We start from the raw sequence: 25,613 nt of genomic DNA, 5'->3' as shown, positions 1-25,613 counted from the left end.
GCAAAGAAGGACTGCATCATGGTAGGAAGCATCGACAAGGTCGTCCTCGTCACTGGCGCCTCGAGCGGGATCGGCGAGGCAACCGCACGCGAATTGGCTAAGACCGGTGCCCGGCTGTTCATCGGCGCGCGCCGCCGGGAGCGGTTGAGGGCGCTGGCTGATGAACTGGGCGAGACCGTCGCGTGGCGCGAACTCGACGTCACCGACGGCGCCGATTTCGAGGCTTTCGTCGAGGCCGCGCGAGCGAGGTTCGGCCGCGTCGACGTGCTGGTCAACAATGCGGGCGTTATGCCGCTGTCGCCGCTCGCTGCGCTCAAGCGCGACGAGTGGAAACGCATGGTCGACGTCAACATCCACGGCGTCCTCAATGGTATCGCGGCAGTGCTCCCGCGGTTCGTGGCGCAGCAGAGCGGCCATGTCGTCAACGTCGCGTCTGTAGCCGCGCACATGGTGATGCCCACCGCGGCCGTCTATTGCGGCACCAAGCATGCGGTGCGCGCCATCACCGAGGGCTTGCGGCAGGAGCATGACGAGATCCGCTCGACGTTGATCTCTCCGGGCGTGGTCGCCACTGAACTGGGCCACGACATCACCGACGCGGCAGTCGCGGCCGCGCTGACGGGATGGCGGAAAAAGTCGCTGGCGCCGGACGCGATCGCGCGGGCGGTCCGCTACGCGCTGGAGCAACCCGAGGGCGTCGACATCAACGAGGTCATCGTCCGCCCGACCGCAGCGGACATGTGAGTGCATGGGCGTGCCGGTGATGTTGCCGGCACGCTCAAGCAGTGGGTTCGCTCGCATGAACGAGCGGCAGATATCAGGCAGCTATGAGAGAGTATGGAACGGCGCTTCTGGTTCGACGGATCTGTCGCGCTAAGTGGCAGGCTCGTAGGGTAGCTCGCGCCGGTGATCGTTCTTAAGGCTGGTCGATCGACAACCTTGTACCTTGCTCATCAGTTGCGGATGGTGTTGTCGAAGAAACTGCACATAGCGTGGTATCAGCAAATTTCTACTCCGTTCGCTTACTCAATGGCACGCGAGCGAAGGAAATCTTGCAACCAGCTCGGGAGAGTTCGCGGCACTAGCAGCCTTAGGGTAGTAGCTGAAGCACCGTGTGACGCACAAGTCTGCGGGCGCTTGTGGAGCCGGTTCGTCTGGCTTGACAGAACCTCCGTGCGACTTCTCCCCTCGGCTGCACTGGGGCTGGTAGTGCTCTCAGAATTCCAGTTCCTTCATATCCACGACGCGTTTCTCTCGGGCGCTAATCTCCGCGGCGGCGCCGATCTCCACGGCGCGCAGACCGTCGACCGCAGTCACTTGCACCGCCCCCTCGCCACGTACCGCGGCGGCGAAGGCCAGATGCTGGTAATAGGTCGCCCCCTCGTGACTGCCTGCCGCATGCGCGATCGGATCGACGGCAAAGTGTTTGCGCTCGATCTGCTTCTCACTCCGAAAACCGACCCGCGGCGAGAAGACGATGTCGCCGGGCGGGATCAGGACGTCGAGCCGCGCCGCATCGCCCGTTGCGCTCATCTCTTCCTGATGCTCGGCGCCATCGGCGAACATCGACAAGTCGAGCATCGCTCGAACGCCGTTGGCGAAGTCGACCGTGGTGAAGCTGTTGTCGATGATGTCGGGGGTCTCACCGCCGTAGCGCTCGTCGCGGTGGTTCACATCCATGGCGCCCGAGCAATAGACGCGCACGGCTTCGGACTGGACGATCAGCCGCATCAGATCGAAGAAGTGGCAGCATTTCTCCACCATCGTGCCGCCGGTGTAGCGGGCGAAGCGGTTCCAGTCGCCGACCTTGGGCAGAAAGGGAAAGCGATGCTCGCGGATCGAGAGCATCTGCAACCGGCCGACGCGCCCGCCGTGAACCTGCTCGATGAAGGCGGCGGCGGCGGGCATGAAGCGGTACTCCATGCCCGTCCAGAACGGCCTCGCATGCACCGCCGCACGCTCGACGATCCACCTCGCGTCCTCGAGTCTCGTCGCCAGCGGCTTCTCGCACAGGATCGCGGCGTCCATGCCGAACAGCGGCTCCAGGACGGCGCGATGGGTGAAATTCGGCGAGGCGACGACGATCGCGTCCACCTCAGCGCGGGCGGCAAAGTCCTCGATCCGGTCGAAGGCAGGCACGTCGTCACCGGCCACCTCGCGCGCCCATTCGATCGACGTGGCGACCGGGTCCATCAGCGCGGTGACGCGGGCGCCGGGGACGAGGGCGATGTTGCGGAGGTGTTCGACCCCCATCATGCCCGTGCCGACGACGCCGTACCTGATCCCGTCTACCATCGCGCGCCTCGCTATGTCATGTCGCCGCAATGACGACGACGCTGCGCCTATCGAACCAACCCCGCCCACTGGGCAAGAGCGACCTTTCCGTCTCGCCGCTGGCATGGGGCATGTGGCGGCTCGCCGGCAACGACGTGAAGGCGACGCGCCGGCTGATCGACGCGGCGCTGGCGGCCGGGATAACGCTGTTCGATACCGCGGACATCTACGGCTGCGACACGCCCGCTGGCTTCGGATCCGCGGAGGCGCTGTTCGGGAAGGCGCTGGCCGAGGATCGCAGCTTGCGCGACAAGATGGTGATCGCGACCAAGGGCGGGATCCGCCTAGGCATCCCGTATGACTCGGGCGCGGACTATCTGGCGCAGGCGCTGGACGCTTCGCTGTCGCGGATGGGCGTCGAGACGGTGGATCTATACCAAGTTCACCGCCGCGACTTCCTGACGCACCCGCGCGAAGTGGCCGAGGCGCTCAGCGCGATGGTCGATGCCGGTAAGGTGCGCAGCATCGGCGTGTCCAATTACAGCGTCGCGGAGTTCGACGCGTTGCAGGCGTTCCTCGCGGTGCCGATCGTCTCGATCCAGCCGGAGTTCTCGCCGCTGCGGCCCGATCCACTGTTCGACGGCACGCTCGACCATGCCATGCAGCACGACCTCGCGGTGCTCGCCTGGTCGCCGCTTGGCGGCGGTCGGCTGGCGGGAGATCATCCCGCGGCGACGCTTCTCGCGGAGCAGGGCGCCGCCTTTGGCGTCGACGGGCCGACCGCGGCGCTGGCCTGGGCCATGGCGCATCCGGTCGGGATCATTCCAATCGTCGGTTCGCAGAACGCGGCACGCGTCGCCGCCGCCGCCGATGCGGTGAAGGTCGAGTGGACGCGGGCGCAATGGTATGCGGTGCTGGAGGCGGGTATGGGGACGAAGCTGCCATGACGAATCCCTGTGAGGTGAGCTGGTTCTCGGCGCTGTGTGACGACGATTACGAGTTTCTCGGCGTACCCGATGCGGCGCTGCGGTCGAGCTGGGAGCATTGTCGCGACATCGCGTTGCAGGCCGAGTCCGGCGGGTTCGACAATATACTGCTGCCGTCCGGCTATCAGCTCGGCATCGACACCACTGCCTTCGCCGCGGGTATCGCGCCGCTGCTCAAGCGTATGCGGCTGCTGATGGCGGTACGGATCGGCGAAAGCTGGCCGCCGCAACTCGCGCGTCAGATCGCGACGATCGACCGGATGCTCGGCGGCCGGCTCACCGTCAACATCATCTCGAGCGACCTGCCCGGCGACACGCTGGCGAGCGAGCCGCGCTATCGGCGCACGCGCGAGGCGATGCGGATCCTGCGGACCTTGCTCGACGGCCAATCGCTCGATCACCGCGGCGAGTTCTGGCAGATAAAGGTCGACCCGCCGCGCATCACGACCATGTCGGGGCGCTGCCCGATGCTCTATTTCGGTGGCCTTTCCGAGGCGGCGCGCGAGGCGGCGGCGGAGGGATGCGACGTCTACCTCATGTGGCCGGACACGATGGACAAGGTGCGGGAGACGGTCGCGGACCTGCGCGCACGCGCCGAGCGGTACGGCCGCACCCTGCGCTTCGGTTATCGCGTCCATGTCGTAGTGCGCGACACCGAGGAGGAAGCACGCGCCGCGGCGGACCGGCTGCTGTCGAAGCTGGACGACGCGGAGGGCGCGGCGATCCGGGCGCGGTCGCTGGATGCCCAGTCTGCGGGCGTGCGGCGCCAAGCCGAGCTGCGCGAGTCGGCGGGTGGGGAGTATGTCGAGGACAATCTCTGGACCGGGATCGGCCGCGCGCGCTCCGGCTGCGGCGCGGCGATCGTAGGCAACCCGGACCAGGTGCTCGCCAAGCTGAAGGCCTATCGCGCCGAGGGCATCGAGGCTTTCATCCTGTCGGGCTATCCGCACGCGGCGGAGGCGGACCTGTTCGCACGCCACGTGCTGCCACGGTTGGATCATGGGCCGTTGGTGTGAGGCTCTTTCGTCATGCCGGGCTCGTCGCGGCATCCACTGTCCCGCCGGAGCGGAAGCGGGCGGGTGAGCGAAAGGGTGGAGTCCGCGACCGGCCCGGGGTGACGGGGTGACCAAGCTTCTCGCCGATCTCGGCAACGTTCGACGCGGCCTGCTGTTCGCGTTGGTCATCACCGCGGGGGTGCTGAACCTCGTCGATCGGCAGATCATCGCCGTCTTGAAGCCGACGATCGCGGCGGAGCTCGGCTGGAGCGACGACGATTACGGCACGCTCGCGGCTTGGTTTCAGGCGGGCGCCGCGGGCGGGTTTCTCGTCAGCGGGTGGATCGCGGACCGGCTCGGCGTCAAATGGGCCAACCCCGTGGGTGTCGCGGCGTGGAGCATCGCCGCGTTGTTGCATGGCTGGGCGCACAGCATGGCGCAGTTCGTTGCGGTCCGCGTCACGCTGGGCATGACCGAGTCGATGGGGACCCCAACCGGCGCGAAGACGATCGCGGTGGTGCTGCCGCACCGCTGGCGCTCGACCGGGTTCGGGGTCAGCAACGCGGCGAGCAGCCTGGGCGCGATCCTAGCCCCGCTGGCGATCCCCACGGTGGCGCTGGCGTTCGGGTGGCGGGGGACCTTCGTCGTCGCAGGGACGATCGGGCTCGGCTGGGCACTCGCCTGGTTGCTGGCAACGCGGGGGCTGAGCTTTGGTCGCGCGAGCGATATGGAGGCGCAGGCGATCCCGCGGGTGGCAGCGGGGCGCACCGATTACGGGCCGATCCTGGGGGAACGTCGGACCTGGGCGGTGGCGGTGGCAAAGGTGCTGTCGGATGCGACCTGGTGGCTGCTCCTGTTCTGGCTGCCCGATTTCTTCCACCGCCAGTTCGGGTTGACCGGCGTCGCGCTCGGCGTGCCGTTGGCGATCGCCTATGGCGGGGCGGCCGTGGGGTCGCTGGTAGGCGGGGGCGCGTCGACGCGGTTGCTGGCGATGGGCTGGTCGGTCGACCGTACGCGCAAGGGCGTGATGCTGGTCGCGGGTCTGTGCGTGCTGCCGATCCCGCTCGCGCTGCTGTCGCACGATTATGCACTCGCGGTCGGCCTGATGGCGCTGGCGCTGGCCGGGCATCAGGCGTTTTCGACCACCGTGTTCGCGCTGATCGCCGATATCGTGCCGCAGGAAAAGGTGGGGCGCGTGACCGCCTTCGGCTCGTTCAGCGGCAATGTCGGCGGCCTCGTCATCGCGAAGGTCGCGGGGCTGCTGCTCACGGCGGGGCTTGGCTACTTGCCCCTGCTGCTGTTCGCGAGCGTCGCCTATCTCGCCGCGCTCGGATGGATCCAGCTGCTTCTCCCCCGGCTCGACCGGCTGGTGCAAACGTGAGATTGTCGGGGGGCGAGAACGATCTTTATTCCCGACCGGGCAGCTAGAATATAGCTCGGCGAGGAGGATAGAGGGGATCATTCATGACCAACCGCCACCTGGCCGCCTTGCTCGCGAGCGCCGCCTGCCTGACCAGCCCTCCCGCTATGGCGCAGGAGGCGCCAGCTCCCGCCGAGCGGACTGCGGCGCCGGATGCGCCTGAGAGCGGGGACGTGGTGGTCACCGCGCGCTTCCGCAACGAGAGCCTTCAGGAAGTGCCGATCGCGATCACCGCGGTCAGCGGGCAGTCGTTGGCCGAGCGACAGCTCAACAACCTCGAGACGATCAGCGCCTCGATCCCCTCGGTCGGATTCCGCGCCGGTGCGTCGAACAAGGACCGCACCGTCTTCATCCGCGGTGTTGGCACGATCACGACCTCGCCGGGCGTTGAACCGTCGGTGTCGACCGTCCTCGACGGCGTGGTGCTGACACGGCCGGGCCAGTCGACGCTGGATCTGGGCGAAGTGGAGCGGATCGAGGTGCTGCGCGGCCCTCAGGGAACGTTGTTCGGCAAGAACGCCTCGGCGGGCGTGGTCAACATCGTCACGCGGGATCCGAGCAATGAATTCCGGGCTTTCGGTGAGGTGGGCGCGACGACCGACGAGGAGTACCGCATCAAGGCGGGCGTGTCGGGCGCGATCGTGCCGGGGACGCTGACGGCGCTGATCGGCGGCCTCTACAGCGACTACAATGGCAACGTGCGCAACGTCGTCACCGGCAACGATGTCAATGCGTCACGCCGTTACGGTGCGCGGGGCAAGCTGATCTTCACGCCGACCGACGAGCTGAAGTTCACCGTCATCGGCGACTATCTTGATACGAGGGAGACGGTGAGCCCCAGCGTCTATTACTCCGTTTCGCGCATCGCTTATCCGACCAACGCGGTCAGCACCTCCGCCCCGCTCACCGCCGCCCTGGCAGCGCAGGGGATTGCCGCTTCGCCCGAGAACCGGCTCGCGGCGACGAACATCGACACCGACGTCCGTGACAAGAATTACGGCGGGTCGCTGACGAGTTCGCTGACGGCGGGGGATTACAACCTCACCTCGATCACCGCCTATCGCGAGTGGCGCAACGATCAGCGGCAGGATTATGACGGCCTCGCGGTGCTGACGAGTGACTTCCCGCAGGGCCTCGACGAGGGACGCGTCCGTAGCAAGCAATTCTCTCAGGAGTTGAGGGTGACCTCGCCCAAGGGCGGGCTGATCGACTATGTCCTCGGCGCCTATTACCTTCACGCCAAGACTGACGAACGCTATCAACGCGAGCTGTCGACGCTGGCCGGTGGGATAACGACGACCACGACCGGAGTCGCCAATTACGGCGTCACCAACGACAATTATGCCCTGTTCGGCGAGGCCAACCTCAACTTTACCGAGGCGTTTCGCGCAATCGCCGGCTATCGCTCGACCTGGGACGAATTGAGCTATTACCACGTCCGCACGTCCAGCAACGATCCCACCAGCAGCGGCTTGGCGGCGCTCGATCGGCCGGGCATCCGCGCCTATCACAACACCAGCGGCGACACCACGCGGCGAGGCGACAGCTACCGCCTGGGGCTCCAGCTCGATCTGGGCGATCGTGCGCAGACCTATGCCACCTACTCCCGCGGCTATAAAGGGCCCGCGTACAACGTCTATTTCAACATGCGGTCCTTGGACCCGACCACGCCGCTCGACGAGGTGCCGCTCGATCCCGAGACGTCCAAATCGTGGGAAGCGGGGCTGAAGGGCAGCGCCGCGGACCGCTCCTTCAGCTATAATCTGGCGGTCTATACGACGACATTCGACGGCTACCAGGCAAACTTCAACGACACCGTCGGGGGCGCGCAGGTAACGCGGCTCATCAACGCGGGGTCGGTTCGCTCGCGCGGCGTCGAGGCGGACGTGACGCTGCGGCCGACCACAGGGTTCACCGTCGATCTGTCGGCGGCCTATACCGACGCGACGGTGCGCCGCTTCAATTGTCCGTTCGGCGCGCCGACGAGCTGCAACATCGACGGCCGGCCGCTGCCCTTCGCGCCGAAGGTGCGATTGTTCGGCAATGGCGCCTACCGCTTCGGCCTGACCGACAGCCTCTCGGCTGAGATACAGAGTGACCTGACCTTCAGCAGCGAGGTGCAGTACAACCTCGGCCAGACGCCGAGCACGATCCAGCCCGCCTATGCAATCTGGAACGCGAGCGTCGCGCTGATCCAGCCGGGGCAGGGGTGGCAATTGCGGGCGTACGTCAAGAACCTGACCGACACTTCTTATTCCAGTTTCCTCGCCAACGGTACCTTCGCCGGGACGGTCCGCTTCGTGCCGCGCGACGATCGCCGCTATGCCGGGCTGCTGCTGCGGAAGGATTTCTGATGACGGACGAGTTCGATCGTCGTGGCGTCCTGCTCGCTGGGAGCGGCGGGGCGTTCGGCCTCTACACGATGGCTCCCGGCGTCGCGGCGGCGGCGCCTCGGTTGCTGCGCTTGAAGCGGGTGCCGCGGGTGAAACCCAAGAACATCCTTTTCGTCCTGACCGACGATCATCGCTATGACGCGCTGGGGTTCATGGCGCCGCAGTCGTTCGGCGCGACCCCGACGCTCGATCGGCTGGCGCGGGAGGGCGCGCATTTCCGCAATGCCTTCGTCACGACGGCCCTGTGCTCGCCCAGCCGCGCGTCGATCCTGACCGGGCTCTACGCGCACCAGCACAAGGTGGTGGACAACAACCACCCGATCCCGCCGGGCCTGATCTTCTACCCGCGCTATCTCCAGGCCGCGGGCTACGACACGGCCTTCATCGGCAAGTGGCACATGGGCGACGAGGGCGACGGGCCGCAGCCGGGCTTCGACCACTGGGTCAGCTTCAAGGGACAGGGGACATATCTGCCGTCCGCCGACGGGCTCAACGTCGACGGGAAGAAGGTGCCGCAGAAGGGGTATATAACCGACGAGCTGACCGACTATGCGCTCGCCTGGCTCGCCAAGCGAGACCCGAACAAGCCGTGGATGATGCATCTCGCGCACAAGGCGGTGCATTCCGAATTCATTCCCGCCACGCGCCACGCCGGCAAGTACGACAAGGAGACCTTCCGTTATCCCGACAGCATGAAGCGCGGCGTGCCGGGGCGGCCGATGTGGGTCGAGAACCAGCGCAACAGCTGGCACGGGGTCGACTACGCCTATCATGGGCGTCTTGACATCGCGGACTACTACAAGCGCTACATGGAGACGCTGCTCGCGGTCGACGAGGGGCTGGCGCAGATCATGGCGCTACTGGAGAAGCGGGGCGAGCTCGACGACACGCTTATCGTCTACATGGGCGACAACGGCTTCATGTTCGGCGAGCACGGGCTGATCGACAAGCGTGCGGCGTATGAGGAATCGATGCGCGTGCCGATGCTGATGCGCTGCCCGTCGCTGTTTCCGGCGGGGTCGCGGGTCGAGCAGGTGGTCGCCAACATCGATATCGCCCCGACCATGCTCGCCGCCGCAGGCCTCGCCGCGCCGGCCGGGATGGCGGGATCGAACATGCTGCCACTCGCGCGCGGTGGAGAGGTGCCGTGGCGCAGCGAGCTGCTCTACGAATATTATTGGGAGCGGAATTTCCCGCAGACCCCGACCGTCCACGCGCTGCGTGATGATCGGTACAAATACATGCACTTCCACGGCATCTGGGACCTCGACGAACTGTACGACCTTGCTGCCGATCCGCATGAAAGCAACAATTTGATAGCTCGACCCGGTCATGAAGACCTCGCGGAGCGGATGAGCGCGAAGCTGTTCCGTCTGCTCGAGGAGAGTCGGGGCATGCAGATCCCGCTGAGCGCCGACGCGGGTCAGCGCAGCGACCTTCGCGATCCGAAGGGGTCGCCGCAGGCGCCGTTTCCGCCATCCTTCTTTCCGTCGGTGGCGCGGCCGCGTCAAGGAGGCGGGTGACGCGCTGTTCAAGCGGCCAGCGCCCGAACCGCTCGAATCCTTCTCACGCGCTGACCTATACCTTAATATTCTGCCTGTTCGCGCGCGCGCTCGCCCAACGCGGGAAGGTGTGAGTTCGTAACCCAGCCCGGATCGCCCATGACCAATTGCGCCGCTACATCCTTCCACTAACAAAGTGCTGCCCTTCCCGCGACCAAGTGAGAGCGTGGGATTGTAAGCTGAACAAATACCCAGATTTAGGATGTGGCATGGCGATCCCGAATGACCGCTTGTAGGTCAGCGCCGTCGCGGGTGAAGCCGAAATGCGACTGCAAAGGTGACGACAGATCGCGCGCCGGCCTCAGCCAAGCTCGGCGACCTCGTCGGTGTGGACCTCGAAGCGGCCAAGTTCCGCCGTTCCGAAGACGGTCGTGAGCGCGGTGTCGGTGGCGTCACGCCCGCGTGCCATCAAGATGCGGCCGATGCGAGGTTGGTTGTGGCGCGCGTCGAAGGTGTGCCAGGCGCCGCCGAGATAGACGTCAAACCAGGCAGAGAAGTCCATCGCGGCGTCCGATCGGGCGACGCCGATGTCACCGAGATAACCGGTGCAATAGCGTGCTGGAATGTTCATGCAGCGGCACAGCGTGATGGCGAGATGCGCGAAGTCGCGGCACACGCCTTGCTGCTCCTGGTGCGCGTCCCAGGCAGTCTTGGTGGGACGCGCGTGATGATAGCCAAACTCGACGTGGTCGTGGGTGAAGGCGACGATGGCCTGGACGCGCTCCCAGCCCGGTTTGACATGCCCGAACAGCGACCATGCCGTCTCGGACAAGCGGTCGGTCTCGCAGTAGCGACTGCCGAGCAGGAAGATCAGGACGTCGTTCGGCAGGTCCTCGATCGGGTGCTGGATGGCGCCGGGTGTGTAAACGTCCGGCCGACCGTCGTCCTCGACGACGAAGTCGCAGCTGAGCGTCAGGCCCCCCGCGGGCACGGTGACGCGGGTGCAGACATTGCCGAACGCGTCGACATAATCGTACATCGGCACATCCGGCGTGGTCGCAATGCGATGTGGCGTGCGCAGGTCCTTGTTCCGCGACGGATGCAAGCTCAGCATCGCCATCATCGGGGTGGCGGCGTCGGCGGCAAATGTGATGTCGTAGCCGGCACGGATCAGCATCGGGCGGACTTCCTGTTCTCGGAGGGGGCGCCCGGCGTTCGGGAGGCGGGTGGGGATGGCGACGGGTCGACGGTGATATCAACGGTCACCGCCATGTCGAGGAAGCTGCCGGGGAAGCCGTCGTAGGTTCCGGAGATCGGCACGGCCTGATAGATGTCACGCGCGATCGCGACGCGTACGAGCCCGGCGCTCCCGATGATGCCGTTGGTCGGATCGAACTCAACCCAGCCGGACCCGGGCAGGTAGACCCGCACCCAGGCATGCGTGTTGCCGCCCCCCACGCGCGTGTCGCGTCCTCCGCCAGGGCTGTAGACGTAGCCCGACACGAAGCGGGCGGCGAAGCCGAGCGCGCGAACTGCCTCGATCATCAGGATAGCATAGTCGCGGCAGGTGCCCTTGCGACGCCGCAGGGTCTCGATCGGTGTCTGGGTGCCCTTCTCCGCGCGTGGGACATAGGTGAACTCGCGCCGGATCGCGGTGGTCATCGCGGTCAGCATGCCCAGCGTGTCGGTCGACCCTTCGGCGTTCAGGAATCGCCTCACCCAGGTGTCCACCGCGCGTTGCGGATCGAGGTGCTGGCGCTCGATCGAGCGGAGAAGATCGGGCATCTCCTCGGAAGAATAGGTGAAGGGATAGCTGCGGGCATATTCCTCGATGTCGACGTGCTGAACGTCGCCAGGCTCGTGCTGAAGCCGTGCCTTGCTGTCGAAGACCAGCCGGCTTGCACGTCGATCGAAGGTCGCGATCGCAACCGCGTTGCCGAACACGTCCTGCAGCCAGCGCACATCGCTGGGTTCCGGATCGATCGTCAGCGTGGCTTCCAACAGGTGCTGGTCGAAGCTCTCGCGCGGCCGAACCATGATCCGATGTTCGCCGAACGAGACCGGCTGCTTGTAGGTATAGGTCGTTACGTGCGAGAGGTTCAGGAATGGCATCGAACGGTCATCGCGGCGTCGAGCCTCCGTTACTGACGGACCGCGACCCGCCAGCGGTCAAGATCGTCAACCCGGCGGGTCGCGCGCCATACCTCTTCATCGGCGATCACGCGGGCAATGTCATCCCTTCTTCGTTGCAATCGCTAGGCTTGCGGGAGAGCGACCTGCGCCGTCATATCGCCTGGGATATCGGGGTCGACGGGCTGGGAGTCGCGCTGGCCGAGGCTTGCGACGCCACCTTCGTGCGGCAGACGTACTCGCGGCTGGTGGTCGATTGTAACCGCGATCCCGGCGCGATGGACGCGATGCCGGCGATCAGCGACGCGACGATCGTCTCCGGGAACGTGGCGCTGTCGCCGGAGGATCGTGCCGCGCGCGTCGCCGCCGTGCACGAACCGTATCAGCGCGCGATCGCGGACACGCTGTCACGGCGAGATGGGGCGGGGCAGGAGACCATCCTGATCTCACTTCACAGCTTCACCCCGGCCTTGGCTGATGGCACGCCACGACCTTGGGAGATCGGCGTCCTCCACGACGGAGGCGATCCGTCCTTCGCGCTCGCGCTGCTCGCGAGGCTACGACGCGAGCCCGATCTCACGGTCGGCGACAATGCGCCATACCGGATGGACGCGGTCGACTATACCGTCCCACGGCACGCCTACGCCAGTCGGCGGCTCTATGCCGAGCTGGAAATCCGTCAGGACCTGCTCGGGGACGCCTTGGCCCAGCTTCGCTGGACCACGTTGCTGGTCGACGTGCTCTCAACCGCCCTGCAGGACGTGGCGGGCCCGATCACGGATCCTGGGTTTGATCGAGACCGGCAGCGTTCTGGTAGATGAGCCGAGCCGGCTCCCCCGCGCCGAGAAGCGGGCAGCTTTGCCTTCGGGCGAGTTCATCGTCTCCGACGGGTGGAAGACTGTCATCGCTAGCCACTACAGGTAAGTAGCTTACCCATTCGCACGAGAGGCACGGCGGTGTCGCCGGTCGTAGCAGTGAGGGGCTTGTCCAGCCGGACATAGCCGCACGAACGATAGAGCGGCTCACCGGCCATCGTCGCCATCATCTCTGCTCGCCGAAAACCGTGCGACCAGGCCGCCTGCTCGCACAGCTCCAGCACGCGTCGGCCGATGCCGCGGCGCGTGAAAGAGGGATCGGTGTACATCGCGCGGATGCGAGCCGCGTCGCCTGCCGGATCCAGCGTCTCCGGCTCGCGCGCGACCACGCTGGTGTCGCCGCCGAACAGCGTCCTGCGGTAGCTCCACCCGCCGCAACCGGCGATCCGATCACCCGCGAGAACGAGGATGTAGGTCCCGTCGCGCAGCAGCTGCGTGTCCACCCCCATTACCCGGTGGCTGGCCGCGACCTGCTCGGGCGTGAGGAAGTCCGATTGCAGCTGCTCGATCGCCCGACGCACGACGACGCGGATGGCGTCGAGGTCGTCGAGCGTGGCGACGCGGTGCGTGAGTTCCATCGTGCGATCCTGACCGGTCGGGGCGGGGCGGGCAAGCCGCCCCGCCGCGGTCCGTCAGTATTTCACCCGCAGGCGCGTGTAGTAGAAGCCGCCGTTGAAGCCGAACGGCCCGCCGTTGCGCGGGTACACCTGCCCGTCCGAGGTCCCGCCGGTGAGCGGGTAGATCTGCACCGTCGAGGTCGGCGCGAGCCGGTCGGGGTGCTCGTCGGTGAAGTTCTGCGCGCCGACCGAGAGCGTGATGTGCTCGGCGAAGGTGTAGCTCAGCTCGAGGTCGGTGGTGAACTTGCCCCCGAACACCTGGTTGGCGACGCCGTTCGTCTGCCCATAGTCCTGCGCGCTGGTAAAGGAGCTGTAATAGTTCTCGCGCACGTTGAAGCTGAGGTTGCCCAGCGACCAGTTGCCGTTGAACACGATCCGGTGCCTGGGCGCGAGGTTCTCCGCGTCGATCAGCTGCGCGGTGCTCACCACCCGCTCGTCATAGTCGGTGACCTTGGTCTCGTTGTAGTTGTACGCGATGGAGAAATTGAGCAGCGCCTCGCTGAGCTGCGTTCGCCAGGTGCCCACCACGTCGATGCCGCGCGTTCGCGTGCGGAAGCCGTTGGTGAAATACTGCACCTGGCCGTCGACGCCGACCGGCAGCAGGGCGGGCTGCGCCGCGAGGTCGGCCGCGGAGACGATGAAGGGCGAGGTCAGCCCGATGCGGTTGCGCAGGTTGATCTGATAGCCGTCGACCGTGATCGTCATGCCGCTGACCGGCTCCAGGATGAACCCCAGGCCGTAGTTCGTCGACTTCTCCGGCGTGAGCGGCGTGGCGCCGTAATATTGCGCCACCGCGGTGTTGGTCGGATAGGTGCCGCTCTGGAAGGCGACGCCGTTGTTGAACGAGGTCGTCACGATCGAGACGTTCGACTGGCCCGGGGAGGGTGCGTGGAAGCCGGTGCCGACGCTGCCGCGGATCGAGAAGGCCTCGGCGAACTTGTAGAGCGCGTTGACCTTGCCGACCCAGGCGTCGCCGAAGGTGTTGTAATGCTCGTAGCGCCCTGCGGCGCCCACCGTCAGCGCCTCGGTCAGGTCGGTCTCGAGCCCGACATAGGCGCCATACGCCTTCTGGTTGAAGCGCCCTGCCGTCTCCGGGCTGGTCCCGGCATAGCCGCTGGCGCCGACACCCTGTGCCGCGGTGGTGCCCGAGAAGGTGTACACGCCCGGCGCCGTCTGCGCGTAGAGCTGCTGCGCGACCGCGTAGGGACCTGCGGCATAGGATTGCGGGTCGCCCGCGGTCTGCGCGTAGGTCTCCTCGCGATATTCGGCGCCGGCGGAGATCGTCAGCGGCGCGGCCAGGCCGAGATCGGCCGCGTAGGTGAAGTCGGCGTTGAAGTTGGTCTCCTTCTGGATGAGTTCGCCGAAATCGAAGCTGGTCTGCGTGTCGGGGCCGAACGAGAAGTTGGCCGAGCTGTACATCGAGAGCGACAGCTTGTTGCGCGCGAGCGTGCCTGACACGTCGTAGCTGAAGGCGCCGGCGGTGCCCTTGTAACCGAGCACGCCGTAGACCTGCTGCGTCTCGCCGACGAAGCGCGGGGTGAAGCCGGCCGGGTACAGGTCGGCGAAGCGGAAGGTGTTGCCGTCGCGCACGAAGCCGCCGGCGGGGCAGGTGGCGCTGCCCGCCGGACAGGGGGTCAGGAAGAAGATGTTGTTGAAGGCGCCGTTCGCCCCCTGGTTGCGAACGACGCCGGTTGTGTCGGTGGCGGTGCTCGACACCGAGGCGCGGTAGTTGAAGCTCTGGTTGCCCTTGCTCTCGGCATAGTTGGCGAAGACGTAGAGCTTGCTGGTCTCGGTCACGTTGATCGCCGAGTTGTATACCGCCTTGAAGCCGTGGATCGGCGAGCTGCCCCAGATCTGCGCGGGCAGCGGGTAGTTCGGCAGCTGCGAGGCGAGATCGGGGAAGTTCTGCGCGAAATTGGCCGCGGACGGACGGGTACGGCCCCGGCTGGTCTGGCCGTCGTCGGTGTACTCGCCGGTGACGTTGATGAAGCCCCAGTCGCCCTTGACTCCCGCGTTGCCGGCGATCTGGTAGCTCTCGCCGTCCCCTGCGTAGAACTGGCCGGCGCGCCCGACGAGCTCGATGCCCTGGTTCTCGCGCAGGCCATAGTTGAGCACACCGGCGATCGCGTCCGAACCATATTGCGCGGTCGCTCCCTCGCGCAGCACCTGCAGGCTGCCGATCGCGAGCGAGGGGATGGCGGAGATGTCCGGCCCCTGCGCGCCGCGGCCGAGGCCGGTGTCGCTGCCGCCGTAGACCTGCACCAGCGCCGAGCGATTGTAGCGCTTGCCGTTCAGCATGACGAGCACCTGGTCGCCGGCGAGGCCGCGCAGCGACGGCGAGCGCACGAAGGTGGAGGCGTCGGATATCGTGTTCTGGCCCGCGTAGAAGGAGGGCACGATGTTCTTGAGCTGATCGACCATGTTGGTGGCCGGCTGGGTGGTCAGTTCCGCCGCGCTGATCACGTCCACCGGCGAGGGCGAGTTGGTCAGCGTGCGGTCGGTGCGCCGGGTGCCGAGCACGACGATGTCGGTCTCGGGCTGTACCGTCGCGGCCGTGCCCGCCGACGCCGACGTATCCTGCGGCACGTCCGCCTGCGGCGCAGCCGGCGCCGCGTCGCTCGTCGTGGTTCCTTCTCCGTGCGCCGCCTGCGCTGCGACGAGGGCGAACGCGAGTGCGACAGTCGAGGTCATGTGTCTGATCATCTGAGGCCCCTTTGACGAGTGGCTCTCAGGCTCCCTTCCAGACGTTCCCGCCCTTCGCCGCCGGTTTCAGCCCGGCGCGCCAGGACGCGTGATGATCAGCCCTGCAGATGTCTGCGGCATCGTTGAGGCGTGCCGCTGATGCCGAGAGTGGACTTCGGCGCGCTCGTCGGACAATAGGCAAATGAACCAAACCGCGTTTAATCCTGATGCATGTTGCAGATATGTCGCATAACTCTCACGATCGCCCGATGAACGATCAACCGAAATTGAGGAATGACTAGGGGCTTAGAGCAGATTAATTCTGCGTCCCCTAATGTCTCATGTCATATCATCGCGTGCGAGCACATCAGTTCCTTCGGCGCCATTCCGAGGCCGCCACGTTCTCAGAGCTGCCGGCACCTAGCGTTGACATCGATCAAGGCCTGCAACACCAAGCCAAGGTGATGATGGCATGATGCGCCTGCGCCATATCGAGGTGTTCCACGCGGTCTACTCGGCCGGCTCGGTGAGCGCAGCGGCGCGCGCGCTCCACGTGTCGCAGCCGTCGGTCACCAAGGTGCTGCAACATGCCGAGCAGGTACTCGGCTTCCCACTGTTTGAGCGGATCAAGGGCAAGATGGTGCCTACCGCCGACGCACACGCTTTATTTGACGATGCCGCTGCGATCCAGAGTGGCGTCCATCTCATGCAGCAGCGCGCGCGCAACCTGCGGCGCGGCCGCGGCACGACGCTGCGGCTCTCGACGCTCCCATCTCTTGGGCTGGGCGCAATTCCGCGTGCAGTAGCGCGCTTCCTTGAGCGCCATCGCGAGGTGCGCTTCGAGCTACACACGATCCACACCGACGATATCGCGCGGAACCTGCTCGAGGGCGAGAGCGACATCGTCATCAGCTATCATCGTCCCCGTGGCGCGGCGTTGCAGAGCGTGCACGTCGGTCGCGGCGAGATGGTGCTCCTCTACCGCGCCGGGGAGTTGCGCGACCCACCCGCGCGCGTAGCGCTTGATCGTCTCGCCGGGCTGCCCTTCGTCTCGACGGTCGACAGCGGACCGCAGGGACAGATGTTGCTCGCCGCGCTCGAGCAGCAGGACCTGCAACTCGACGAAGTCGCCGCAGCTCGCACCTTCTTTGTCGCGGCGGCGCTCGTCGAGGCTGGTGTCGGCGTGACTGTCGTTGACAGCTACACGGCGAGCACCGCGGTGGCGCAGGGGCTCGAGAGCCGTCCGCTCGACCCCCCGATCGCTTTTGACGTCTACGCGTTATATCCGGAGAGCCGCCCGCCCGGTGCGTTAGCAGCGGCCTTCCTAGAGCATCTGGTCGCAAGCCTAGCGCCGGCAACAAACCCATAACCCGCGGCTATGATGAGCCGTCAGGATAACATCGGACAATAGTCTTTCCCTTTTCGGGCTCTCGACGCAAGAACGTGTCACACAGATCGGGAGCGGTGCCACAAACGCTCGCCCGAGCATCTTGCGATGCGTTCGGGCGCGCGTTCACCATGCCCGGCCGCGCGCCGCCAAAGGCCGCAACGCCCGCCATAGGGCTTTCCGCAGGGAGAACGACGACGCGCCGCGCAAGCGGCTACTCGAAGGGGTTTGTTGATGTTGCATGATAGTTTGTTCCGCCGCTCGCTTGCGGCGGGCGGCAGCGCGCTCGCGCTGACCGCGACGTTCGCGGCGCCGGCGCTCGCGCAGGCGACCACACCGACGGCAGCCGCTGCCGATGCCGGGATCGACCCGGCCGCCACCTCGACCACCGCCACGCCCGACCAGGCGAGTGCGCTCGACCAACGCGACGCTGCCGGGCAGGACGTCGTCGTCACCGGCTCGCGCATCGATCGCGCCGGCTATGACGCGCCCACGCCGACGCTGCGGGTCACCGCCAACGACCTCAGCATAGGCGGCCGACCCAACGTCGCTGCCGCGCTCAACGACCTGCCTCAGTTCCGCGCCACCACCTCGGCGCAGACCACGGGCACCAACACCGGCGCGGGTACCGCTCCGGTCGATCTGCGTGGCCTCGGCACCAGCCGTACCCTGGTGCTGCTCGATGGCCGCCGGTTCGCCAGTGACAACGACCTCAACACGATCCCCACAGTGCTGATCAAGAGCGTCGATGTGGTCACCGGCGGCGCCTCGGCGGCCTGGGGCTCGGGCGCTGTCGCAGGCGTGGTCAATGTCAGCATCGACGATCGCTTCAACGGCCTTCGGCTCGGCGCGCAGGCGGGCATCTCCTCGTTCGGCGACGCCGCCGAGCGCCGCTTCGAGGGCGCGTTCGGCGCCGAGTTCGCCGGTGGCCGCGGCCATGTGCTGGTCGGAGGTGAGTATCTCGACAACGACGGCGTCGTACCCAAGGTCAGCCGGCCGCGGATCGGGCGCTGGGCGACCGTGGCCGACGGCGCCGGACGCTTCGTGCTTGCACCTGACGTCGGCTTCTCCAACGCAGCCTATGGCGGCCTGATCATGTCGGGCGTACTCGCCGGGAACGCGTTCAACCCCGATGGCACGTTGCGCCGCTTCGACGGCGGCACTGTGCGGGGTACCAACTCGATCGGCGGTGAGGGGCCCTCCAACGACGATCTCAGCCCGCTGGTGACACCGCAGCGCCGCTACAACGGGCTGGCGCGTGTCAGCTACGAGCTCTCGGACGCGGTGAAGGCCACCGCGGAGGTGCGCCACTCACGCATGTACAACGACTATATCTGGTTTGGTGACCACAATCGCAGCAGCGCCACCAGCGGGCTGCGGATCGGCATCGACAATGCCTTTCTTCCGACCGCGGTGCGTGAGCGGATGACCGCGGCGGGGCAGACCAGTTTCTTCCTTGGCCGCTTCAACAACGACTTCGCTTACTCGACGATCGACTTCGAGCGGGAGACCACGCAGGCGACACTGGCTCTGGATGGCACGATCGGCACCAAGCTGCGCTGGAGCGCTTATTATACGCACGGCGCGTTCCAGAACAACATCGACACGCCCGGCTTCATCCTGACGCAGAACTACGCCCAGGCCGTCGACTCGATCGTCAGCCCGACAACAGGCCAACCGATCTGCCGCGTCGCGCTCACCGACCCGACCACCGCCTGCGTGCCGATCAACCTGTTCGGCGAGGGAGCTCCGTCGGCCGCCGCCGCGGCCTATGTCACCGGCACGCCGATGTCGCGCTCGACCACCAAGCTCGATGTTACCGGCTTCTCGCTGCGCGGCGAGCCGTTCGCGCTGCCCGCGGGCGACGTCTCGTTTGCCGCAGGGTTCGAGGCGCGCAAGGAGCAGATCGACACGCGCGTCGGCGCGCTCGATCTGGCTCGCGCCTTCACCTCGTTCAGCTTCTCGCCCTTGGCGGGTGCTTTCACGGTGAAGGAGGCGTTCGGCGAGCTGCTGGTGCCGCTGATCCACGACACGCCGCTGTTGCGCCGGCTCGAGCTCAATGGCGCCGTTCGCGTCAGCGACTACAGCACCACCGGTTCGATCTGGTCGTATAAGCTGGGAGCCACCAACGAGTTCTTTCCTGGGCTACGCGGCCGTGCAACCTACTCGCGCGACATCCGCTCGGCCAGCCTGTCCGAGCTCTTCACTCAGTCGACGATCGGCTACAACAACCTGACCGATCCCCAGACCGGGCAGAGTGTCTACGTCCAGAATATCGGCGGGGGGAACGTCGCGCTCCGTCCGGAGGTAGCGAACACCTTCACCGGCGGCGTGACCTGGTCGCCCGCTTCGGTCACAGGGCTGAACCTGACGGTCGACTATTATGACATTCGGATCGACGACGTGATCACGACGATCGCGCCGCAGGATCTGGTGACCCGCTGCTTCGCGGGCAACCTCGACCTGTGCTCGCGGATCGACCGCGACGCTGCGGGTACCTTGGTCCGCACCCGCTCCACTTTCGTGAACTTGTCCAAATATCAGACCAACGGCATCGACGCCGAGCTGTCGTACCTGCTGCCGCTCAGCCGGCTCGGGGTGGACAGCGGTGGGCGGCTGCGTTTCCGCCTGCTCGGTACCTGGGTCGACGGGCTCAGCACCGATGACGGTGTCAGCCAGATCGAGTACGTCCGCTCGCAGGGTTACTCCTTCGGGTTGGGTGTGCCGAAATGGCGGGTCAACGGCGCGGTCGGCTATGATGACAAGACCTACTCCGCCGAGCTGCGGGCGCGCTACGTCTCGCCGGGCGAGTATAATCTGACGCAGGACATCACCAACGGACATATCGGCGCCTACACCTACGTCGATCTGCAGCTCGCCGCGCGCGTGCCGGTGACGAGCGGGCCGTCGCTCGAGGTCTATGCCAATGCCAGCAACCTGTTCGACAAGGCGCCGCCGGTGGGGTCGCTCTACTCGCCTTACTACGATGTCATCGGCCGGTACGTCACGGTCGGCGCCCGCGTCCGCTTCTGATCCCTCACCGTCGCCGTCATCGGCGGCGACGGTCCTCTTCCCGGAGACCTGCCATGCGGCCGCTGTGCCCGTTCCTGCTCGCCACCTCGCTCCTCATCCCGCTCAGCGCTGTCGCTCAGGCGGGTGATCCCGCCCCGGCTTCCGCCGTCGTCGCGAAGCCGGCGGCAATCGTCGCGGACGGCGTGCCTGCCATCCCGGTCGCCCTGGCCGAGGCGACCCGCCCCTATCTCCAGTCGCGGCGCGCTCAGTTCCTTGGCTGGAACGACGCCGACCGCTCGATGCTGATCCGCACCCGCTTCGGCAGCACGGATCAGGTGCATCGGGTCGCCGCCCCGCTCGCCTCGCGGCACCAGCTCAGCTTCGAGGACGAGCCCATCCTCGCCGCCACGCTGGCGCCGGGCCGTGCCGACGCGCTGGTGGTGCAGAAGGATGTCGGCGGCGGTGAGTTCTATCAGCTCTACCGCCTCGCCGATGGCCGGCTCGAGCTGCTGACCGACGGCAAGAGCCGGAACTGGTTCGGCGCCTGGAGCCGCGACGGCGCGCTGGTCGGCTATTCCTCGACCCGGCGCAACGGCGCCGACAGCGACCTCTACGTGATCGACCCGCGCGACCGCGCCAGCGACCGCCGCGTTGCGCAGGTGCGCGGAGGCGGTTGGAACATCGCCGATTTCTCAGATGATGGGCGCCGCGCGCTGGTGCTCAACCGCCAGTCGATCAACAAGGCTGACCTTTACGAGCTCGACCTCGCCTCGGGCACCCTCCGCGCGCTCACCGACGTGAAGGCGCAGGTGTCTTACGAGCATCCACGCTACGGGGCCGACGGCGCCATCTGGGTCGTGTCCGACGCGGGCGGCGCGGATTTCCTGCGGCTCGGCCGGCTCGACGCGCGCGGCCGCTTCACCGCGGTGTCGCGCGAGCCGCGCTGGGACGTGAGCGACTATGCACTGTCACCCGACGGTGGGACCGTCGCATACGCCGTCAACGAGGCGGGGATCAGCCGGCTGCGTGTGCTCGACGTCGCCAGCGGGACGGCGCGGCCGGTGACCGGTCTGCCAGAGGGCGTCATCCCGTACAGCATCGGCCCGGCGCTGGAGATCTCCCCCTGGGGTGTGATCGGGCTGAGCATCGGAGCAGCGCGCGTGCCCGGCGATGCCTTCGCGGTGGACGCGCGGACGCTGGCCGTCACGCGCTGGACCGACAGCGAGGCAGGTGGGCTGGATCCGGCCACCAACGCCACGCCGCAGCTGGTCGAGGTGAAGAGCTTCGACGGCCAGACCGTGTCGGGTTTCCTCTACCGGCCCGACGCACGTCGCTTTCCCGGCAAGCGTCCGCTGGTGGTGGATATCCACGGCGGTCCCGAGGGCCAGACCCGGCCCGACTTCCTCGGCGCCGACAATTACCTGCTAAATGAGCTGGGCGTGGCGCTGTTCTACCCCAACGTGCGCGGCTCGTCAGGCTTCGGCAAGCGGTTCGTCAACCTCGACAACGGCCCCGACCTGCGTGAGAATTCGGTGCGCGACATCGGTGCCTTCCTCGACGCGCTCGAGCGTGACCCGGCGCTGGACCCGGCGCGCTTCGCGGTGACAGGCGTCTCATATGGCGGGTACATGTGCTACGCCAGCGCGATCCGCTACGCGGCGCGGTTCAAGGGCGCGAACTGCTATGTCGCGATCTCCAATTTCGTAACCTTCCTGGAGAACACACAAAGCTACCGCCGCGATCTGCGCCGCGTCGAGTATGGCGACGAGCGCGACCCGCGGCAGCGCGCCAAGCTCACCGCGATCTCCCCGCTCACCAGCGTCGCCAAGATCACCATGCCTCTCCTGGTGGCGACTGGCGGCAACGACCCGCGCGTGCCGAAGTCGGAGGCCGATCAGATGATCGCGGCGGTGCGTGGTCGTGGCGGCACGGCCTGGCACCTCATCGCGCAGAACGAGGGCCATGGCTTCCGCAAGAAGGAGAACAGCGACTATTATTTCAACGCGTCGATGCTCTTCTGGCAGAGAACGTTACTTGCAGCACCTGCAGGATAGATGCGTCAGGACCATACCTCGACGAGATTGCTTGGATGTCCGCTCAACCTAGGAGCGTACATCCGAGCGCTTGTAGAATGCTAGGTCAACACCAACCTTTTCACGAACATGATGCGGCCAGCTCACCCCAAGCTCTATGCGGGCAGTAGGGCCAGGTCTCAGGCAACCGGGTAGACAGGTGGACCTTGGACCCGCGAGCTCGCGAGGAAATGCGGACCAGGACACCTATGCATGGGCGGGTAGGCGACGCCTCCGCCCGGCTAGGCGCCGGGATCAGGGTCACGATGCCCATCCACGAGCCCGATCTCCGTGGCTGTGTGCTTGCCCTCTGCGTCGCTTCGGATCGGGTCACGCTCCACCTCACGGTCATTGGCGTCGGCTCCCGCCTGACGATTAGCCGCATCCAGCCGGGCCTTGAGGAAGGGCAGCTCGGACTTCTTCATGGATCAGACCCTCGTGGCTGCGTGCCTATCCTCGCCGAGTGCCCAGATCGAGCTGGCGGGCGAGCTCCTCGTAGTTAGTCGACGGGGTATCGGCGACGGCTGGCGAGCGCTTGGCGTCGTAGTTGGTGGTAGCGACAAGGCTGTGTCGGCGAGGCTGCATCGGGTCGTTGAACGTCTTGAACATCGCCGCTCGCCTACACGATCCGCCGGGCAGACGCCACCGCTTCACTCATCCAGGAGCGGTGTCCGACCCTAGTGCTTGTGTGGTGAACCCTCGGGCTGAAGCCACGCGAGCACGCGACCGACGCTCTCGTCCTCCTCGATCGCCCTACGCACCGATCCCGATGTATCGTTCGGGAGGCGGATCGCGCCGGGCGTTTGCGATAGTAGCTCGAGGAAGTTGGTGGTGACGGCCTCACCACTCCGGCGCGCTCGCCGATAGGTTCTTAATATCTGGTTCATGAACCTGTCTAGTCCCTGCCATGGGTTGATGCAAAGCATGACCCATCCAGAGCGGATTATTCCGGGGATCGTCGCAGACCAAAGGTCGAGCTAAATCGGCTGCCATCCGATCGGGTTTGGCGATTAGCGTGGCAGGCGTGGGTGGTCACGTCATTTCCACGCTTCGAAGCCGCCGTTCCGCTTGCCTGCAAGATCAGGCAAGCCTGATTTCTGCAGCACGCCAAAGGACCTTGGCACCGAGATGAACGAGCTGCCGGGGTCGGGAGGCGGGCAGAAGCTCCGGAATGGCCGGTTCTGGGTCAGAGTGGCAACGGTGCCGCCGGATTAACAAGGCCGGCGTCGCGCAGTTCACGCCAGAAGTCGACGTGGATTGGCTCGTTCAGTGCCGCCGTGTCCTCTGCGATGCGTTGCGGTCGGCTGGCACCGGGGATGACGGCTGCGACCGCGGGGTTGGCGAGCGAGAATTGTAGGCCCGCCGCCTTCATGCTGACGCCGTGGCGGTCGGCAATCGCCTTGATCGCCGCGACCTTGGCGAGGATCTTGGGCGTGGCGGGGGCATATTCGAAATTCGGCCCACCGACGAGCGCACCTGAGCTGTAAGGCCCGCCGATGACGATGCCCAAGCCGCGGTTGGCGACCTTCGGCATCAGGCGCTCGAGCGCGCGGTCATGGTCGAGCAACGTGTAGCGACCGGCGAGGAGCGAGCCGTCGGGTCGCGGACCGTCGAGGTCGAGCAGCAGCTCTACCGCCTCGACTCGGTTCACGCCGAGCCCCCACGCCTTGATCGTGCCATCGTCGCGTAGGCGATCGAGCGCCTTGAACGCGCCGGTGCGCGCCTCCTCAAATTTACCGATCCAGGCGTCGCCGTAGAAGTCCTGCGCTAGGTCATGGACCCAGACGATGTCGATACGGTCGGTCTGCAGGCGTGTCAGGCTGTCCTCGATCGAGCGCAACGTGGCATCATGCGAATAGTCGTTGATGACCTTGTTTGGACGGCCGTTGGCGAACACGTCGCCCTTCTCACCATTGTCGCGCGCCTCCTCCTCAACCTCGTCGAGTACGAGGCGGCCGACCTTGGTGCTGATGACGTACTGGTCGCGCGGCTTGTCCTTCAGCGCCTCACCCATGCGGATCTCGGCGAGGCCCGCGCCGTAGAAGGGAGCGTTGTCGAAGTAGCGAATGCCGTCCTTCCAGGCGGCCTCGACGGTCGCGAGCGCCTCGTCCTCGGGGATCGCGCGGAACATATTGCCGAGCGGTGCGGCGCCGAAACCGAGTTTCGAGGGCAGAATATCCTTGAGTGCCATGGTACGGATCCTTGGGCCTGAATGCGTGTCAGCCGAACGCTAGCGGATTGAGCGTGAACGCGCTCCGCTCAGCAAGGTTGTTGATCGACGCGAGATAGGTTTGGAAATGCGCGCTCGCACGATGCGCGGCGAGCGCGTCGGCATCGGTGTAGAGCTCGTTCAGCACGAACCGGCCGGGCTCGGCCTGATCGATCCAGAGATCGTAGCGGGTGACCAAGCTCATAGCGGATGGGTGGGATGTCGCTCTGCTAACACCGCGAGCATCCAGGCGGATAATAGCCGGATTTCGCGAAGAGCCGGGTGAGCCGGTGAAGACGACCTAGGTCATGTACGCTCGGCAGCATCTCGCCGGTCTCGGGTCAGCCCGCAACGGCACAAGTCGGTTGGGGCCCTGGCGAAGCTAGCCTAGACGAGTTCGCGTTAGACTGAGAGCGCTCTTCGAACATATCCTCAGATCGTAGCGACGCCTCAAGCAGTCATTCAGTGCTCCAGCCATTCCTTGGCGTACTTCACCACGCCTGCAACGCCGTCGAGTGCTCCCGGTCGTAGAGGAAGTACCATGCAGTTCTCATCAGGCGCGTCGAATGGCAGCGTGATTGGGTAACGGCTTAACGGCTCGAAGCCGTATCGGGGGTAGTAGGATGGAAGACCGACCAGGACGATGGTTCCAAAGCCAAGCTCGAGCGCCTTCTGACAAGCCGATTCAACCAGCCTTTTGCCCACCCCTCTAGATTGGTAGTCGGGCACCACCGATAGCGGCGCTAGGGCAAGCGATTCATTCCAGGATCCTGAGCCACAAATATCTCCCTTCGTCAGCAGGATGTGTCCTACGGCCCTCCCGCCGACCTCGGCCAGAAGGGACAGCGGTGGGATCCAGGCGGCGGTACCACGAAGCCGCTCGATCATCAGGTGCTCGCGATGATCGCTATAGATCACGTTGGCGTAAGCGCGCACCACAATCTCTAAGATCGCGGGAGCATCCCCAGGGCACTCCGCTCGAACTGCGATCGCTGCTTTCATGCGTCATCCTCACATCCCTGCAGCGTTGTTTGCGATCCAACCTTGGCCTGTCCGCTT

The 25,613-nt window shown here is 66.1% G+C and carries 20 protein-coding genes; 10 read left to right on the top strand and 10 right to left on the bottom strand.

The window, feature by feature from the left end:
- Positions 1-18: 18 nt before the first annotated feature.
- A complete protein-coding gene (locus KZ813_RS06860) occupies positions 19-744 on the top strand; it encodes an SDR family oxidoreductase (protein ID WP_219754210.1) in 726 nt (241 codons plus the stop codon).
- A gap of 471 nt (positions 745-1,215) precedes the next feature.
- Here KZ813_RS06860 and KZ813_RS06855 read toward each other — a convergent pair whose 3' ends face one another.
- Positions 1,216-2,295, bottom strand: coding sequence for a Gfo/Idh/MocA family protein (locus tag KZ813_RS06855; protein WP_219754209.1), 1,080 nt, complete (start codon positions 2,293-2,295; stop codon positions 1,216-1,218).
- 29 nt (positions 2,296-2,324) lie between these two features.
- Here KZ813_RS06855 and KZ813_RS06850 point away from each other — a divergent pair, with 29 nt between their 5' ends.
- The 5 genes from KZ813_RS06850 (at position 2,325) to KZ813_RS06830 (ending at position 9,591) form a co-directional block, all read left to right on the top strand.
- Positions 2,325-3,221, top strand: a complete 897-nt coding sequence (locus tag KZ813_RS06850; protein WP_219754208.1) for an aldo/keto reductase — start codon at positions 2,325-2,327, stop codon at positions 3,219-3,221.
- Positions 3,218-4,276 carry an LLM class flavin-dependent oxidoreductase gene (locus KZ813_RS06845; protein ID WP_219754273.1) on the top strand — a complete coding sequence of 353 codons (1,059 nt, stop codon included), beginning with the start codon at positions 3,218-3,220 and terminating at the stop codon, positions 4,274-4,276. Before KZ813_RS06850 ends, KZ813_RS06845 begins: the two co-directional genes overlap by 4 nt.
- A gap of 106 nt (positions 4,277-4,382) precedes the next feature.
- Complete coding sequence (locus tag KZ813_RS06840) at positions 4,383-5,636, top strand: MFS transporter (protein ID WP_219754207.1); 1,254 nt, start codon at positions 4,383-4,385, stop codon at positions 5,634-5,636.
- An 83-nt stretch (positions 5,637-5,719) separates the two neighbouring features.
- Positions 5,720-8,029, top strand: coding sequence for a TonB-dependent receptor (locus tag KZ813_RS06835; RefSeq protein ID WP_219754206.1), 2,310 nt, complete (start codon positions 5,720-5,722; stop codon positions 8,027-8,029).
- Positions 8,029-9,591 (top strand): sulfatase family protein, encoded by a 1,563-nt coding sequence (locus KZ813_RS06830; protein WP_219754205.1) that lies wholly within the window; start codon positions 8,029-8,031, stop codon positions 9,589-9,591. The genes KZ813_RS06835 and KZ813_RS06830 overlap by 1 nt, the downstream gene beginning before the upstream one ends.
- 340 nt (positions 9,592-9,931) lie before the next feature.
- On the opposite strand, the gene KZ813_RS06825 is transcribed toward KZ813_RS06830, so the two are convergent.
- Complete coding sequence (locus tag KZ813_RS06825; protein WP_219754204.1) at positions 9,932-10,747, bottom strand: transglutaminase-like domain-containing protein; 816 nt, start codon at positions 10,745-10,747, stop codon at positions 9,932-9,934.
- Positions 10,741-11,682, bottom strand: coding sequence for a transglutaminase family protein (locus KZ813_RS06820; RefSeq protein ID WP_219754203.1), 942 nt, complete (start codon positions 11,680-11,682; stop codon positions 10,741-10,743). Before KZ813_RS06820 ends, KZ813_RS06825 begins: the two co-directional genes overlap by 7 nt.
- Here KZ813_RS06820 and KZ813_RS06815 point away from each other — a divergent pair.
- Entirely contained in the window at positions 11,676-12,521 is an 846-nt protein-coding gene (locus KZ813_RS06815; protein WP_219754202.1) for an N-formylglutamate amidohydrolase, read from the top strand. The two genes, KZ813_RS06820 and KZ813_RS06815, sit on opposite strands and share 7 nt — an antisense overlap.
- A gap of 86 nt (positions 12,522-12,607) precedes the next feature.
- Here the strand turns inward: KZ813_RS06815 and KZ813_RS06810 are convergent, their stop codons facing one another.
- Together KZ813_RS06810 and KZ813_RS06805 are read right to left on the bottom strand one after the other, a co-directional pair.
- Complete coding sequence (locus KZ813_RS06810; protein WP_219754201.1) at positions 12,608-13,153, bottom strand: GNAT family N-acetyltransferase; 546 nt, start codon at positions 13,151-13,153, stop codon at positions 12,608-12,610.
- Positions 13,154-13,207: 54 nt separating this feature from the next.
- Entirely contained in the window at positions 13,208-15,895 is a 2,688-nt protein-coding gene (locus KZ813_RS06805) for a TonB-dependent receptor plug domain-containing protein (protein ID WP_219754200.1), read from the bottom strand.
- A 451-nt stretch (positions 15,896-16,346) separates the two neighbouring features.
- Here KZ813_RS06805 and KZ813_RS06800 point away from each other — a divergent pair, with 451 nt between their 5' ends.
- The 3 genes from KZ813_RS06800 (at position 16,347) to KZ813_RS06790 (ending at position 22,327) form a co-directional block, all read left to right on the top strand.
- Positions 16,347-17,243, top strand: a complete 897-nt coding sequence (locus KZ813_RS06800; protein ID WP_308461809.1) for a LysR family transcriptional regulator — start codon at positions 16,347-16,349, stop codon at positions 17,241-17,243.
- 252 nt (positions 17,244-17,495) lie between these two features.
- Entirely contained in the window at positions 17,496-20,294 is a 2,799-nt protein-coding gene (locus tag KZ813_RS06795; RefSeq protein WP_219754199.1) for a TonB-dependent receptor plug domain-containing protein, read from the top strand.
- A gap of 53 nt (positions 20,295-20,347) precedes the next feature.
- Complete coding sequence (locus tag KZ813_RS06790; RefSeq protein WP_219754198.1) at positions 20,348-22,327, top strand: S9 family peptidase; 1,980 nt, start codon at positions 20,348-20,350, stop codon at positions 22,325-22,327.
- A gap of 260 nt (positions 22,328-22,587) precedes the next feature.
- On the opposite strand, the gene KZ813_RS06785 is transcribed toward KZ813_RS06790, so the two are convergent.
- The 5 genes from KZ813_RS06785 to KZ813_RS06765 all read right to left on the bottom strand — a co-directional run bounded on the left by KZ813_RS06785 (position 22,588) and on the right by KZ813_RS06765 (position 25,556).
- The gene (locus KZ813_RS06785) at positions 22,588-22,770 is read right to left on the bottom strand and encodes a hypothetical protein (protein WP_219754197.1); all 183 of its coding nucleotides are present in this window, start codon (positions 22,768-22,770) and stop codon (positions 22,588-22,590) included.
- A 25-nt stretch (positions 22,771-22,795) separates the two neighbouring features.
- Positions 22,796-22,954 carry a hypothetical protein gene (locus KZ813_RS06780; RefSeq protein WP_219754196.1) on the bottom strand — a complete coding sequence of 53 codons (159 nt, stop codon included), beginning with the start codon at positions 22,952-22,954 and terminating at the stop codon, positions 22,796-22,798.
- A gap of 577 nt (positions 22,955-23,531) precedes the next feature.
- Positions 23,532-24,536, bottom strand: a complete 1,005-nt coding sequence (locus tag KZ813_RS06775; RefSeq protein WP_219754195.1) for an aldo/keto reductase — start codon at positions 24,534-24,536, stop codon at positions 23,532-23,534.
- A gap of 28 nt (positions 24,537-24,564) precedes the next feature.
- Positions 24,565-24,753 carry a putative quinol monooxygenase gene (locus KZ813_RS06770; protein WP_258046469.1) on the bottom strand — a complete coding sequence of 63 codons (189 nt, stop codon included), beginning with the start codon at positions 24,751-24,753 and terminating at the stop codon, positions 24,565-24,567.
- 263 nt (positions 24,754-25,016) lie between these two features.
- Entirely contained in the window at positions 25,017-25,556 is a 540-nt protein-coding gene (locus tag KZ813_RS06765; protein ID WP_219754193.1) for a GNAT family N-acetyltransferase, read from the bottom strand.
- Positions 25,557-25,613 lie beyond the last annotated feature (57 nt).

Source organism: Sphingomonas folli (assembly GCF_019429525.1).
GTDB classification, from domain to species: domain Bacteria; phylum Pseudomonadota; class Alphaproteobacteria; order Sphingomonadales; family Sphingomonadaceae; genus Sphingomonas; species Sphingomonas folii.
Note: the sequence above shows the minus strand (reverse complement) of the source record. Positions and strands in the feature narration are given on the sequence as shown.

What these genes read in the sequence shown, in the direction of transcription:
- KZ813_RS06860 (WP_219754210.1), top strand. Translation starts at nt 19, where the DNA reads ATGGTAGGAAGCATCGACAAGGTCGTCCTCGTCACTGGCGCCTCGAGC.
- KZ813_RS06855 (WP_219754209.1), bottom strand. Translation starts at nt 2,295, where the DNA reads ATGGTAGACGGGATCAGGTACGGCGTCGTCGGCACGGGCATGATGGGG.
- KZ813_RS06850 (WP_219754208.1), top strand. Translation starts at nt 2,325, where the DNA reads ATGACGACGACGCTGCGCCTATCGAACCAACCCCGCCCACTGGGCAAG.
- KZ813_RS06845 (WP_219754273.1), top strand. Translation starts at nt 3,218, where the DNA reads ATGACGAATCCCTGTGAGGTGAGCTGGTTCTCGGCGCTGTGTGACGAC.
- KZ813_RS06835 (WP_219754206.1), top strand. Translation starts at nt 5,720, where the DNA reads ATGACCAACCGCCACCTGGCCGCCTTGCTCGCGAGCGCCGCCTGCCTG.
- KZ813_RS06830 (WP_219754205.1), top strand. Translation starts at nt 8,029, where the DNA reads ATGACGGACGAGTTCGATCGTCGTGGCGTCCTGCTCGCTGGGAGCGGC.
- KZ813_RS06825 (WP_219754204.1), bottom strand. Translation starts at nt 10,747, where the DNA reads ATGCTGATCCGTGCCGGCTACGACATCACATTTGCCGCCGACGCCGCC.
- KZ813_RS06815 (WP_219754202.1), top strand. Translation starts at nt 11,676, where the DNA reads ATGGCATCGAACGGTCATCGCGGCGTCGAGCCTCCGTTACTGACGGAC.
- KZ813_RS06820 (WP_219754203.1), bottom strand. Translation starts at nt 11,682, where the DNA reads ATGCCATTCCTGAACCTCTCGCACGTAACGACCTATACCTACAAGCAG.
- KZ813_RS06810 (WP_219754201.1), bottom strand. Translation starts at nt 13,153, where the DNA reads ATGGAACTCACGCACCGCGTCGCCACGCTCGACGACCTCGACGCCATC.
- KZ813_RS06805 (WP_219754200.1), bottom strand. Translation starts at nt 15,895, where the DNA reads ATGATCAGACACATGACCTCGACTGTCGCACTCGCGTTCGCCCTCGTC.
- KZ813_RS06800 (WP_308461809.1), top strand. Translation starts at nt 16,347, where the DNA reads ATGATGCGCCTGCGCCATATCGAGGTGTTCCACGCGGTCTACTCGGCC.
- KZ813_RS06795 (WP_219754199.1), top strand. Translation starts at nt 17,496, where the DNA reads ATGTTGCATGATAGTTTGTTCCGCCGCTCGCTTGCGGCGGGCGGCAGC.
- KZ813_RS06790 (WP_219754198.1), top strand. Translation starts at nt 20,348, where the DNA reads ATGCGGCCGCTGTGCCCGTTCCTGCTCGCCACCTCGCTCCTCATCCCG.
- KZ813_RS06785 (WP_219754197.1), bottom strand. Translation starts at nt 22,770, where the DNA reads ATGAAGAAGTCCGAGCTGCCCTTCCTCAAGGCCCGGCTGGATGCGGCT.
- KZ813_RS06780 (WP_219754196.1), bottom strand. Translation starts at nt 22,954, where the DNA reads ATGTTCAAGACGTTCAACGACCCGATGCAGCCTCGCCGACACAGCCTT.
- KZ813_RS06775 (WP_219754195.1), bottom strand. Translation starts at nt 24,536, where the DNA reads ATGGCACTCAAGGATATTCTGCCCTCGAAACTCGGTTTCGGCGCCGCA.
- KZ813_RS06765 (WP_219754193.1), bottom strand. Translation starts at nt 25,556, where the DNA reads ATGAAAGCAGCGATCGCAGTTCGAGCGGAGTGCCCTGGGGATGCTCCC.